Source organism: Neisseria macacae ATCC 33926 (assembly GCF_022749495.1).
GTDB lineage: Bacteria > Pseudomonadota > Gammaproteobacteria > Burkholderiales > Neisseriaceae > Neisseria > Neisseria macacae.
Genome location: NZ_CP094241.1, coordinates 1,691,312 through 1,703,775, shown reverse-complemented (window position 1 = coordinate 1,703,775; position 12,464 = coordinate 1,691,312). Strand labels below are relative to the sequence as shown.

Sequence of the window (12,464 nt, the reverse complement as noted above, 5' to 3'; positions counted from 1 at the left end):
TGTTCAGAGGGTTGAGTGATTAAAAAAAGGTCGTCTGAAAATGGGGTAAACGAAATCAAATATTTTGTTTGCACCATTTTCAGACGACCTTTCAGATGAATTCGATGGTTATGCCTCAGGCAGCTCCATGTCTAAAACGGTTTGCTCCTGCTTGGCGCGGAAGTCGGCAAGCTTTTGCGCCAGCTCGGGGTTTTCGTTGGCAAGCAGTGAGATGGCGAACAGGGCGGCGTTGGCGGCACCTGCTTCGCCGATGGCGAAAGTGGCGACGGGAACGCCTTTGGGCATTTGTACGATGGAGAGCAGGGAGTCTTCGCCGCGCAGGTATTTGCTGGGTACGGGTACGCCCAATACGGGGACGGTGGTTTTGGCGGCAACCATGCCGGGCAGGTGCGCCGCGCCGCCTGCGCCCGCGATGATGGCTTTGATGCCGCGTTCGCGGGCGGTTTCGGCGTATTCGAACATTAAATCGGGGGTGCGGTGTGCGGACACGACGCGGGCTTCGTATTCGACGCCGAACTCTTTGAGAAACTGCGCTGCCTGCTGCATGACGGGCCAGTCGCTGTTGCTGCCCATGATGATGCCGATTTTGGCCATATTTACTCCTAGTGTATAAAACGTTATTCAATGAATGATTTCAGACGACCTTTGAATATGGGAGGTCGTCTGAAAAGTTATCGTTGCTTGATGCTGACGGCGGCGCGTTTGGCGGCGGCGCTGCCGGGGTAGCTCTGTATCAGTTTGCGCCATGTGTTACGGGCGATGTCTTTCTGTTGCAGCTTGTATTGGCATTGCCCGATGCTGAAGAGCGCGTCGGGGGCTTGCGGGCTGTTGCGGAAGCGGTTGGCAAAGCGTCCGCCGATTTCGATGACGGATTCGCAATTGCCCATGCGCTGTTGGCTTTGCAGCAGCAGATACATATTGCGTCGGGCGCTTTCGCTGCCGTTGCCGCCGTCTGCTCCTTTTAAGACTGCGGCCGCTGCGGCGTAATTGTTGCGCTGATAGTATTTGAGGGCTTGGTTGTAGAGACGGGTTTCGTTTTGGTCGGCAGAGTCGGCCTCAGAAGGCGCGGTGCCGCCGTTTGCCAGATAGGTGCTTTTGAGCTTTTGGTCGTCCAAACGCTGGGCGGGCACTTTCCTATTGGTGTGACGCGGGGTTTTGTTTTGTTTTTCGAGTTGTTGCAGGCGCTGGTTGGTGTTTTCCATTTCGCGCTCCAAACGTTCGATCTGCATACCCAAGCGTTCGATTTGAGTCATCGTGTTCAAATCGGGATAGGGAATGGCGGAGGATTCGGCTGCGGCGGTGGGAATATCGGGCAGCATGAAGGTGTCGCCGGATTTGGGTTTGGGGGCGGTAGAGGCGCAGGCGTTGAGCAGGAGGATGCCGGCAAACAGGATGGGAAGGGTTTTGTTCATTTTATTTTTTAAGCAGCAAAGTCAGACCGTCGCCGACGGGCAGGGTAATGGGTACGATGCGGGAATCGTCGGGCAGGTTGCGGTTGAAGGACTGGAGTATGTTCAGGCTGGGCGGGGCATCGCGTTCTGCTTCACCCATAACGCGCCCGTTCAGCAGGACATTGTCGATGGCGATAACGCCGCCGCTGCGAACCAGTTGCAGGCAGCGTTCGAAATATTGCGGGGTGGGCGGTTTGTCGGCATCGATCAGCGCCAAGTCGTAGCTGCCTGATTCGCCTTGGCTTATCAAGTCGTCCAAGGTCAGCAGGGCGGGCTGGAGGTGAAGGGTGATTTTATGGGCGACTTGCGCTGCCTGCCAGGTTTCGCGGGCGATATCGGTAAAGGTGACGTTGATGTCGCAGGCGGTAATTTTGCCATGTTCGGGCAGGGCTAGGGCGACTGCGGTGCTGCTGTAACCGGTAAACACGCCGATTTCCAGATATTTTTCGGCTTTGAGCAGGCGCGCGAGCCAAGTCAGCAAGGCTGCCTGTTCGCGGGCAATCGCCATTTTCCCTAAACGGTGGGATTGCGTGCGCGAACGCAGGGCGGTCAGGACGGGATGTTCTTTTTCGCCGATGCTGTTGAGGTAGTCTTGCAGCGCCGGGTCGATATTGTGTGTCTGGGTGGTCATGCCGTTTGGCCGTCAGTCTTGGTAGTAGGTATAAGGTTTTTTGGCGACTTTGGCGGCTTCGAATTCTTTCTGTTCTTGAGGGTCCAGCTCGACATCCCACAACAGATGGCGGTTTTCAAGGCGTTGTGTTTCCAGCTGCGGATTGTCTTCGATGAGTTTGTCGAGGAATTGGGTGGCTTCGGATTTGTAGTGATACATGATACGGTTCCGTACAGGTTTGTGTCAGTCTTTTATTATAACTGATAACGCCGTTACGGTTTTTAGATATTCGACTATATAGTGGATTAACTAAATCAGGACAAGGCGACGAAGCCGCAGACAGTACAGATAGTACGGAACCGATTCACTTGGTGCTTCAGCACCTTAGAGAATCGTTCTCTTTGAGCTAAGGCGAGGCAACGCCGTACTGGTTTAAAGTTAATCCACTATATTTTCAGGGTTTATGGTGTTTCGGGTATAATGCCGCCTTATTTTTAATGCGGTACGGCAGGTCGTCTGAAGCCTTTGCATAATATTTTGCCCGTATTCCCGGCAGAATATTGCGCAAAGGCTTCGCCGCCGGTTTCAGACGACCTCTTTTTATTTTGGAAAGAGTTTTATGTTGAAAAAATGGTTGCATAAAGTTTTACCCGGAAAGCAGCCGAAGCAAGTGCCTGTGGCGAAGGAAATCCTTCCTTTCGACAGGCACCATATCAGCGCGGATATGTTGAGTTTTGCGGCGGAAAAAGTTGTCCGCCGTTTGCATGACGAAGGTTTTCAGGCTTATGTTGTCGGCGGGGCGGTTCGCGACCTGTTGCTGGGCGTCGAGCCTAAAGACTTCGATATCGCCACCGATGCGACGCCGGAGCAGGTTCATAAGATTTTCCGCAGAAGCCGCATCATCGGCAGACGCTTTCAAATCGTACACGTCATGGTTGGGCCGGAAACCATAGAGGTCACGACCTTTAGGGGCGGCGGCAAAGTGCAGCAGAACGCGCACGGCAGGATTATGAAGGACAACACTTACGGCAGTATGGAAGAAGATGCCATGCGCCGTGATTTCACCTGCAACGCGCTTTATTATGATCCGATAAAAGAAGAAATCATCGATTTTCACCACGGCGTCGGCGATATTGCCGACCGCAAGCTGGTGATGATCGGCAATGCGGCGGAGCGTTATCAGGAAGACCCTGTCCGCATCCTGAGGGCAGTGCGGTTGTCGGGCAAACTTGGGTTTGACGTAGAAGAAAATACCGCTGCACCAATTCCGGAACAGGCAGGTCGTCTGAAACACGAACCCGTAGCGCGTCTGTTTGACGAAATCATGAAACTGCTGTTTTCCGGTTATGCCAGAGAATGTTTGAAACGATTGAATTCCCTAGGCGTTTCAGACGACGTCCATCCGCTTCTGACTGCGCTCAAATCGGCCGCAAAACCTGAAAACCGCATTATCTCTCTCGCCTTGAAAAATACGGACGAACGTTTGCGCGCAGACAAATCAGTGTCGGTGGGCTTTGTCCTTGCCGCCGTATTGTGGCCGGTTTTGAACCGTCATTGGCAGGACAACATCAAGCGCGGTCAAAAACCTGCGCATGCTTTATCCGAAGCGATGAACACCATGCGCGAGACGGTGGAAAAAGGCTGGGGTGTGCCGCAGCGTTTTGCCGCGACCATGCGGGAAATTTGGCAGCTTCAGCCGCAATTCGATTACACGCGCGGCGCGCGTCCGCATAAAATGTTGGCGCAAGCGCGTTTCCGTGCAGCTTACGATTTCCTTGTATTGCGCGGAGAAGTTGGCGAAGTGGAGCGGGATTTGGTCGAATGGTGGACGAAGTTCCAACATGCGGATGCGGAAGCCCGCGCGGAAATGACGCTTGCCACACAACAGCGTCGGCAACACGGGCAAGGCGATGGCGCGGATGGCAAGCCGAATCGCAAACGCCGTCGCTCGCGTAAGAAAAAACCGGCTGCGGATAAGCCGGAATCATGAATCGACGGATTGCAAACGGTTTTGTCTTATTAGTTTGTTGTAGGACTGAAGTGTTGGTTTGAATGTCAAATTGTTTCTGCCGTATTTATCTTAGTGATGAGGTCGTCTGAAAATTTTCAGACGACCTTTTTGTATGGTTTAAAGAATCAAGAGGGAAACATTCACCCTTTACAAACCCGCAAGCAAACGGCGGATTTTGCCGATGGCAAGCTCAGTTTCCAAGCCGCATTCCGTCCCTTCCGCTCCGCCGCTGAGGCAGCGGATGTCGGTGATGCCGCAGAAGTGGGCGTATTGGATGCCCAGTTCGCGGGCGAGGAAGGCTTCGGGCATTCCGGTCATACCCAATACGTCCACGCCGTCGCGGCGGTAACGTTGGATTTCGGCGCGGGTCGGCCAGCGCGGGCCTTGCAGGCAGCCGTAAACGGCTTGGGTGTATAAGGGCATTTGGTGCTGTTGCGCGTGTTCGGCAATTTTTTCGCGCAGTCCGGCGGAGTAGGGTTCGAGAAAATCGGTGTGTACGACCGGTTCTTCCTGTCCTTCAAAAAAGGTGTCCTTGCGGCCGTAGGTGTAGTCGATCAAGTCGTCGGGCAGGACGAGTGCGCCGTTTTCAAAGCGGTCGTTGATGCTGATGACGGAGGAAACGGCGACGATGTATTCCGCACCTATGGAATGCAACGCCCAGATGTTGGCGCGGTAGTTGATTTCATGTGGCGCGACGGTATGGCCGAAGCCGTGCCGTGCGAGGAAGAAAATGTCCTGACTGCCCAGTTTGCCGCTTAAGACGGGGCTGCTGGTCAGTCCGTAGGGGGTGCGGACGATTTTGCGGTCGGTGATGCTCAGTTCGGGCAGCTTGGTCAGGCTGCTGCCGCCGATGATGGCTAACATATGGTCCTTTGTGTAAGTGATTTCAGGGAGTGAGTGTCGGAAAGAAAAAGGTTTGCAAGACAGCCATGATGATGGAAAACAGGATTAACACCTTCATTTTTTCCGGAAAGCTGTATCCGTCGTCTACGGGAAGCACTTCCCATAGCAACATCGACAGAAAACCGGATATAAACCAAAGTGCAAAATTGTTCAACATGGCTGTCGAAAAAGGGCTGGGAGGTCGTCTGAAAACCCATATCTGTTTTCAGACGACCTTTTTGTCCTTTTATTTGTGTTTGTAAAAACGGCTGTGGAAATAAGCATTCACGCCTTCGCGCAGCAGGACTAAGGTTACGGCGGCAAGCGGCAGACCGGCGAGCATGCCGACGAAGCCCATCAGTTGTCCGAACGCCATCAACGAGAAAATCACCCAGAAAGGCGACAGGCCGATGCGGTCGCCGACGATTTTCGGGGTAACGATAAAGCTCTCGAGGAATTGTCCGATACCGAACACAACCCACACCATAATCAGACCGTGCCATGTGCTAAATTGCAGCAAAGCGGCGACGGTTGCCAACAAAAGTCCGGTAAATGCGCCCAAATACGGGATAAACACCAAAATACCGGCAATCATACCGATGGCGAAGCCCGAATCCAGTCCGACCAGCATCAGCCCGACCCCGTACACCAGCCCCATAATCAGCATCACCATCAACTGCCCGCGCAGGAACTCGCCCAAAACTTCATCCATATTGCTTGTGATGCGCGTATAAGTGTCGATAAAGCGGCGCGGAACCAACGCGCTGATGCCGTAAGACCAGCGTTTCCAGTCCAAAAGGAAATAATACAGCAAGAGCGGCAGCAGTATCAGGTTGCTCATGCCGCTGATGACGTTGCCGCTTTGGCGCATCAGCGTCGGCATCCAAGCCTTGAGCGTGTTGCTCAATTCGCCCGTATGCGACTGCAACCATTTGACTACCGAATCCTGATCGATATGCACATAATTGCCCGCCACATGGTTCAGCCAAGGCAGCAGCCTGTTTTGCGTAAAATCGACGATTTGGGGAATGCGGCTGACCATATTGTTAAACTGGTTGATCAGCATAGGCACAATAATCAGCATCAGCGACAGCAGCAACAGCAAAGCGAATACCATCACCATCATGGACGCGGGGCCGCGCTTAATCCGTTTTTTCTGCAACCATTCCACCAGCGGATTCAACACATAAGCCAACACCGCCGCCACAATAAACGGCGTCAGGATGTCGCCCAGCGCGTACAGCAGCCAGACAAAAGCCGCAATCACGCAGCCCATAATGATCCACGGCTTCATGCCGCGCGTTTTTTTCTGATACATAAAACCTTTCCATGTGTGTTTCAGCGGGAGCCGCCGCAATCGTTTTCAGACGACCCCTGACCGTCCAGTATAACAGAATAAACGGGGTCGTCTGAAACCTCAGATTGTTTACAAAATCACCGAAAAATCCAAGCCCGCGCCTGCAAAATAAGGTAAAATACGCCCCATCGTTTTTCCGTCCCAATCACGATAAGGAACCCATTCATGAGCACTCCACTCAGCTACCGCGACGCAGGTGTCGACATCGACGCAGGCGACCAACTGGTCGAAAACATCAAACCTTTTGCCAAACGCACCATGCGTCCCGAAGTGTTGGGTGATTTGGGCGGCTTCGGCGCATTGGTCGAAATCAGCAAAAAATACAAAAATCCCGTCCTTGTCAGCGGCACTGACGGCGTGGGCACCAAGCTCAAACTCGCCTTCGATTGGGACAAACACGACACCGTCGGCATCGACCTCGTCGCCATGAGCGTCAACGATATTTTGGTTCAAGGCGCAGAACCTTTGTTCTTCCTCGACTATTTCGCCTGCGGCAAACTCGACGTCGCCCGCGCTACCGACGTGATTAAAGGCATCGCCCAAGGCTGCGAAGAATCCGGCTGCGCCCTTATCGGCGGCGAAACCGCCGAAATGCCCGGTATGTATCCCGAAGGCGAATACGACTTGGCAGGCTTCGCCGTCGGCGTGGTTGAAAAAGAGCGCGTTATCAACGGCCGAAGCATCAAAGCAGGCGACATCGTGTTGGGTCTGGCTTCCAACGGCGCACATTCCAACGGCTACTCCCTCGTCCGCAAAATCATCGCCCGCGACAATCCCGATTTGGATGCCGAGTTCGACAATGGCAAAACCCTGCGCGAAACCATCATCGCCCCGACCCGCCTGTATGTGAAACCCATCCTCGCCGCTTTGGAAAAATTCACTATTAAAGGCATGGCGCACATCACTGGCGGCGGCATCACTGAAAACGTGCCGCGCATCCTGCCGGAAAACACCGTTGCCCAAATCGACGCCAAAGCGTGGGAATTGCCCAAGCTGTTCCAATGGCTGCAACAGGCCGGCAATGTGGAAACGCAAGAAATGTACCGCACCTTCAACTGCGGCATCGGCATGGTGGTCGTGATTGCCGAAGAAGATGCCGACGCGGTGCAGGCGTTCTTAACCGAACAAGGCGAAACCGTTTACCGTTTGGGCAAAATACGCGAACGCAACGGCGACGAGCATCAAACACAAGTGGCTTAAATCACAAGCCTGAAGCTAAATAAAAGGTCGTCTGAAATTAATTTCAGACGACCTTACTGTATGGTTTGATCTTTATATGGTTTACTAAGTTTATGTGCTTTCTAGATTTTTCAATAATTGACCAGCTTCTTCCTTAGAGATTTCAGTAATATAATCGCTCTTGATAGCAAACTTAAGTAATTCTATTATCTTATGATAATCCCTCTTGTTTTTCCTATTAATTAAGAATTTTGCATAATCAAGAGCTGCATCTCCATCATTTAATTCTAATATTGCTTTATTCCACCAAAATTTAGCCTGCCTGATATTGCCTAAACCGGCATAAAGTGATGCAATATTAGAACATACCCCACCACTTTTCCCTTCATATTGCCAACTTTTTCTATACCATTTAAGCGCCAAAAGTGGATTTTTTTCAATCCCATATCCAAGATCATATAAAACTGCTAAATTATTATAACAATTAACATCTCCTTGCAAAGCTCCTTTCTTCAAAAAATAAAAAGCTCTCTGATAATCTTCATTTTCAAGAAAATAACTAGCTTTTAAAAAATTATCAGTATGATAAGCGTCATTGCACATAGAACCTATCCTTAATATTTTATTTTTAGGGGCGGCATTATAAGAAAGAGCCTATTATCGCGTTCGATGTCAGCGATGACCTCGTTGTCACTATAAATCTCGCCAGTCGGTGTCGGACAATCCGTTTCGGGTGCTCTCTTCCTTGCTCGACACTTTCTATTGGTGTTGGACGATGAGTCAGCCGTTTTCGTCGTAGTCGAATCAGGTGATGCTTTGGCTGTTGGTTGCGCGGACGAGGTTGCCGTCCAAGTCGTATTGGTAAGCGGTTTCCTGAACCTTGTCGTTATCGCGGGCGAGGGTGTGGATTAGGCGTCCCAATATATCGCGTTTGAACTCGGTAATCCGCAGCGGGGTTTGGCTGTCGAGGTCGTCTGAAAGCGGGGTGGCGTCTTTTTTGGGGACGGGTTGTCCGCCCAGTTGCGCCATCAGTTTGGCGGCGAGGGAGGCGTCGTCGCCGAATTCGCGCTGCTCGACCAGTTCGTTGCCGGCATTGTAGCGGTAGCCGGTCAGCTTATGGTCGAAACCGCTTTCGGCAATCAGGCGGTCGAGGACGTCGTAGGCAAAGCGGTAGCGCGCACCGTTTTCATTGGTGAGGCCGACCAAGCGGCGGGCTTTGTCGTAATGGTAGCCGAAGGTGTGTCCCAAGGCATTGGTGCGTCGGGTCGGCAGACCGTCCTGGCCGTATTCGTAGGAAGTGGTATGACCTTCGCCGTCGGTATGGGTTTTCAGACGACCTCAAAAAAAGGATTGAGGTCGTCTGAAAAGCAGAACCCGTGTGCGTGCGTACCGCACACACCCTACGTCGGGATTGGAGGTTTTGTACGGACTGCGGCTTGCTTGTTAATTATTCCTTGATATTATTGATAAAGAAATCAAATGATGAAGCAATTGTCGTTATAAATCCATCAGGATATAAAACACAAAGAGAGTTATCCTCTGGATTAAAACATAAAAATCCTGAATCTTGTAGACCTATTGCAAACATATTTTTAACTATCTTTTCATTAAAATAATCTGGTTCTTTAAAGTCTATAATTATTTCATTAATAATATTTAATGGAATTTGATAATTTGGGCAATCTGAAAATGTATACTCAAAAAGAGTTTCTTTACTCCATAAGTCATAAAACAATGCTTCATCAAAATTTATATTATCCTCTGAATTGTATAATATTTGAGAAAGCCCATTTTTATATTTATCCAGGAGTTCTAAATAAGATGTTGGGAGTTTATATTGTTTAAAGATTTCTTTCATAATATAGTCCTTTAGTAAAAAGTAATAGAAATTATCCACATTCTTCTTCTGCACATTTCCCTCGTGATTTTAAATAGCTTTCTGCACGTTTCTTCCAGTGTTCTTTGCGAAAGTTCTCATAACTAGCATTTAAATTTGGATTTCTACGAAACGATTGATACCCTGGTTTAACATAAGGGTGTAGTAGGTTATATATATTTTTCCCATTGCTTTGTTTTTTAAAGCTTAAATGTATAGAGGCTAGTATTTCTAACATGGGGCCAGGTTCTTTGCCTTCTACATGATGCAACTGTATACTTTTCCCATCAGTACCTTTAGCAGCAGCTCCATCTTTATACATTTTGCATATGTCTGATTTTGCCCAATCAATAATCCTATCATCTTGATAAACGGTTCTACCATCTACTGGGCTAATTGTTTTATCTTTATTTTTTAACATGTTGCGAAGCCATCGGCTTCTTAGACCTAATTCGTCCAACCAATTTAGGGGATTCGGTGCAAAAAAATAAAGATTATCCCCGCCCAAAAGCTTGATCGGATCCTGACTCACAAACCGACCCGCATCAGGTTCGTAGTACCTGAGGAAGTTGTAATGCAGCCCCGTCTCGCGGTCGGCATACTGGTTTTGCAGGCGGAACGGTTGGTATGCAGTATCTGTTACTCTGGTTTCTTCTTTCAGACGACCCCAGCCGGTGTAGTTGCCGAACCACAAGAGATTGCCGTCCTTATCGGTCATCTCGCGCGGGATGCCGATTTGGTCGCAATGGAAGTAGTTTGTTTCTTGTCGGTTTTCGTCTTCTGCGGTTGTCCAATCGCGGACTTGTGCCAGCGGTTCATAGCTGCTCGGATCGGTGTAGATATAGGTATATCTGCCATCAGAATGGACTTCTTGCAGCAAATGGCTGCCATCCCAAACGAAGCGGGTTTGGCTGTCGAGGTCGTCTGAAAGCGGGGTGGCGTCTTTTTTGGGGACGGGTCGTCCGCCCAGTTGCGCCATCAGTTTGGCGGCGAGGGAGGCGTCGTCGCCGAATTCGCGCTGCTCGACCAGCTCGTTGCCGGCGTTGTAGCGGTAGCCGGTGAGCTTATGGTCGAAACCGCTTTCGGCAATCAGGCGGTCGAGGACGTCGTAGGCAAAGCGGTAGCGCGCACCGTTTTCATTGGTGAGGCCGACTAAGCGGCGGGCTTTGTCGTAATGGTAGCCGAAGGTATGGCCCAGCGCATTGGTGCGTCGGGTCGGCAGACCGTCCTGGCCGTATTCGTAGGCGATTTTGGCTTAGATTGTTACGAAATAAATATTTCAGACGACCTCGAAAAAGGATTGAGGTCGTCTGAAAGGCAGAAACTGCGTGCGTACCAGATACAAGCTGCCTACGCAGGCTACGGCTTGCTATCTAAGTTCATTGAGTATTAATCATAGTCATAAAGGATAGCGGAACAATCATCTAAATTAATTACATTCTTTGTACTTAATATTAAATTATTGTTTCTAATAACCCCATATTGATATCCTTTTTTCTCAAAATGGTTTTTAATCTTTTGAAGAATTAATTCTTTATTTGAGTTACTTTTGAAAGATATTCCACAAAATTTTTCTCCATTAGGTAAAGTGATTTCACAGTTGGATGAAATCAAACAAAAATCTTCCGATTCCAATTCAGGAATACTAAAAATTTCATCAAATGAATCTTCAAAACTTTGTATATCATAATTAATATATAAAAACACTCTATCAGGATTTTGGTTGGGATGATTACCAACTATATCAACAGTGTTTTCTATTTGCTTTATTACATTAATTTTATGGCTCACTTTTTTCATTTAACACTTCCTATGCTTTCGTAATTATAAAAATAATATTTGTTAAACCTTCTTTTGCAAAAACTTTTGAGTAATGATCAACAAATTCCTTACTATTTGTATGATATATAACTTGGTCAAAGCATTTTGTATATCTTTTTGCTTGATCTATAAGTCTTTCTTCTTCTGTTCCATCTTTTTTAATACATTTAGAAAAGAAACTTTCCGGATTGTATGCAGAATTTTTCCATTTATTTATATATTTAGCTTCAATAGCTGTTTCTTTGCCATTAACATTAGCAATCCCATCTGCTACACCTTCACAATCACTCCCTTTATATTTTCTTTTACTACGTGTAGGATATAATTTTCGAATTTTTTCTTCATATTTGACCCAATCTTTTTCCCATCCCAAAGGATCAATCCAATTATGAATATTTGGTGCAAATAGATATAAGTTACTACCACCCAACAACCCAATCGGGTCTTGATTCACAAACCGACCCGCATCAGGCGCATAATACCTGAATAGGTTGTAATGCAGCCCCGTCTCGCGGTCGGCGTACTGGTTTTGCAGACGGAAGGGTTGGTATGCGCTATCCGTTACCTTGGTTTCTTCTTTCAGACGACCCCAGCCGGTGTAGTTGCCGAACCATAAGAGGTTGCCGTCCTTATCGGTCATTTCTCTTGGGATGCCGATTTGGTCGCAGTGGAAGTAGCGGGTTTGTTGGCGGTTTTCGCCGTCTTCGGTTGTCCAATCGCGGACTTGGGCTAAAGGCTCGTAGGAGTCTTGGTCGGTATAGATATAGGTATACCTGCCGTCCGAATGGATTTCTTGCAGCAGATGGCTGCCGTCCCAAACGAATTGACCGGGCGGCCGGCAGCGGCGGCGGCTTTGCAGGAAATACAGGGTTTGGGCGGCAGTTTCTTCTTGAACTTGTTGTTCATGTGGAACATATCGCCGGCGCGAATGATGTGGCGCTTGCGGATTTTAACCGAAGAAGAATGCATCATCGGCCAGGCGGGTTTGGTGGCGGTACGGGAAAGTATGCCCTTGCGGCCCGGAAGGGCGGGTTCGTCACCGGTAGTGCGGTTGGTTTTACTGGCCTTGAAGACGAAGGCGGGCTTGCGGTTGAGGCGGACGTCTTTGGCAACGGTTTTGGCATTGCCCAAGTCGGCGAAGAGCGGGAAGGGGATGGGTGTGACAGGAGGAGCAGGAGGGGGCGCCCAACAGAAATCGGGGAGGATAAAGACGACTCTAAAGTCGCTGTCTTTGCGGGCGATTTTGTTGAGGGCCATGATGGGATTTTGTGCTGAAA

Annotated in this window: 12 protein-coding genes and 4 pseudogenes; 2 read left to right on the top strand and 14 right to left on the bottom strand. The window is 49.4% G+C overall.

Annotated elements, in window-relative coordinates; all coding sequences use genetic code 11:
- Positions 1-108 precede the first annotated feature (108 nt).
- The 4 genes from purE to MON40_RS08175 all read right to left on the bottom strand — a co-directional run bounded on the left by purE (position 109) and on the right by MON40_RS08175 (position 2,280).
- On the bottom strand, positions 109-594 hold the full coding sequence (purE, locus tag MON40_RS08190; RefSeq protein WP_003778018.1) for a 5-(carboxyamino)imidazole ribonucleotide mutase: 486 nt from the start codon (positions 592-594) through the stop codon (positions 109-111).
- Positions 595-671: 77 nt separating this feature from the next.
- Entirely contained in the window at positions 672-1,412 is a 741-nt protein-coding gene (locus MON40_RS08185) for a tetratricopeptide repeat protein (protein ID WP_003778020.1), read from the bottom strand.
- Position 1,413: 1 nt separating this feature from the next.
- The gene (locus MON40_RS08180; RefSeq protein ID WP_003764187.1) at positions 1,414-2,082 is read right to left on the bottom strand and encodes a class I SAM-dependent methyltransferase; all 669 of its coding nucleotides are present in this window, start codon (positions 2,080-2,082) and stop codon (positions 1,414-1,416) included.
- A 12-nt stretch (positions 2,083-2,094) separates the two neighbouring features.
- Positions 2,095-2,280 carry a DUF3460 family protein gene (locus tag MON40_RS08175; RefSeq protein WP_003761287.1) on the bottom strand — a complete coding sequence of 62 codons (186 nt, stop codon included), beginning with the start codon at positions 2,278-2,280 and terminating at the stop codon, positions 2,095-2,097.
- 400 nt (positions 2,281-2,680) lie between these two features.
- Between MON40_RS08175 and MON40_RS08170 the strand changes: the two genes are divergently transcribed.
- On the top strand, positions 2,681-4,051 hold the full coding sequence (locus MON40_RS08170; protein ID WP_003764158.1) for a polynucleotide adenylyltransferase PcnB: 1,371 nt from the start codon (positions 2,681-2,683) through the stop codon (positions 4,049-4,051).
- A gap of 168 nt (positions 4,052-4,219) precedes the next feature.
- Here the strand turns inward: MON40_RS08170 and MON40_RS08165 are convergent, their stop codons facing one another.
- Together MON40_RS08165 and MON40_RS08160 are read right to left on the bottom strand one after the other, a co-directional pair.
- A complete protein-coding gene (locus tag MON40_RS08165; protein WP_003778025.1) occupies positions 4,220-4,936 on the bottom strand; it encodes an S-methyl-5'-thioinosine phosphorylase in 717 nt (238 codons plus the stop codon).
- A 265-nt stretch (positions 4,937-5,201) separates the two neighbouring features.
- Positions 5,202-6,272 carry an AI-2E family transporter gene (locus MON40_RS08160; RefSeq protein WP_003778030.1) on the bottom strand — a complete coding sequence of 357 codons (1,071 nt, stop codon included), beginning with the start codon at positions 6,270-6,272 and terminating at the stop codon, positions 5,202-5,204.
- 204 nt (positions 6,273-6,476) lie between these two features.
- Here MON40_RS08160 and purM point away from each other — a divergent pair, with 204 nt between their 5' ends.
- Positions 6,477-7,511: a phosphoribosylformylglycinamidine cyclo-ligase gene (gene purM, locus MON40_RS08155; protein ID WP_003778032.1), complete on the top strand. Its 1,035-nt coding sequence runs from the start codon at positions 6,477-6,479 to the stop codon at positions 7,509-7,511.
- A 90-nt stretch (positions 7,512-7,601) separates the two neighbouring features.
- Here the strand turns inward: purM and MON40_RS08150 are convergent, their stop codons facing one another.
- From MON40_RS08150 to MON40_RS08115, 8 genes and pseudogenes are all read right to left on the bottom strand, one after another.
- The gene (locus MON40_RS08150) at positions 7,602-8,093 is read right to left on the bottom strand and encodes a tetratricopeptide repeat protein (protein WP_242925865.1); all 492 of its coding nucleotides are present in this window, start codon (positions 8,091-8,093) and stop codon (positions 7,602-7,604) included.
- Between the two features lie 96 nt (positions 8,094-8,189).
- A pseudogene (locus MON40_RS08145) lies at positions 8,190-8,696 on the bottom strand (RHS repeat protein); the annotation flags it as partial.
- 241 nt (positions 8,697-8,937) lie between these two features.
- The gene (locus tag MON40_RS08140; RefSeq protein ID WP_242925864.1) at positions 8,938-9,348 is read right to left on the bottom strand and encodes a hypothetical protein; all 411 of its coding nucleotides are present in this window, start codon (positions 9,346-9,348) and stop codon (positions 8,938-8,940) included.
- A 31-nt stretch (positions 9,349-9,379) separates the two neighbouring features.
- Positions 9,380-9,625 (bottom strand): annotated as a pseudogene (locus MON40_RS13635) (HNH/ENDO VII family nuclease); the annotation flags it as partial.
- A 183-nt stretch (positions 9,626-9,808) separates the two neighbouring features.
- Positions 9,809-10,612: pseudogene (locus tag MON40_RS13630) on the bottom strand (RHS repeat domain-containing protein); the annotation flags it as partial.
- A gap of 143 nt (positions 10,613-10,755) precedes the next feature.
- A complete protein-coding gene (locus MON40_RS08125) occupies positions 10,756-11,166 on the bottom strand; it encodes a hypothetical protein (protein ID WP_049230542.1) in 411 nt (136 codons plus the stop codon).
- Between the two features lie 388 nt (positions 11,167-11,554).
- Positions 11,555-12,010 (bottom strand): annotated as a pseudogene (locus MON40_RS08120) (RHS repeat-associated core domain-containing protein); the annotation flags it as partial.
- Entirely contained in the window at positions 11,917-12,444 is a 528-nt protein-coding gene (locus tag MON40_RS08115; RefSeq protein WP_003778039.1) for a PAAR-like domain-containing protein, read from the bottom strand. The pseudogene MON40_RS08120 and the gene MON40_RS08115, both read right to left, overlap by 94 nt.
- Positions 12,445-12,464 lie beyond the last annotated feature (20 nt).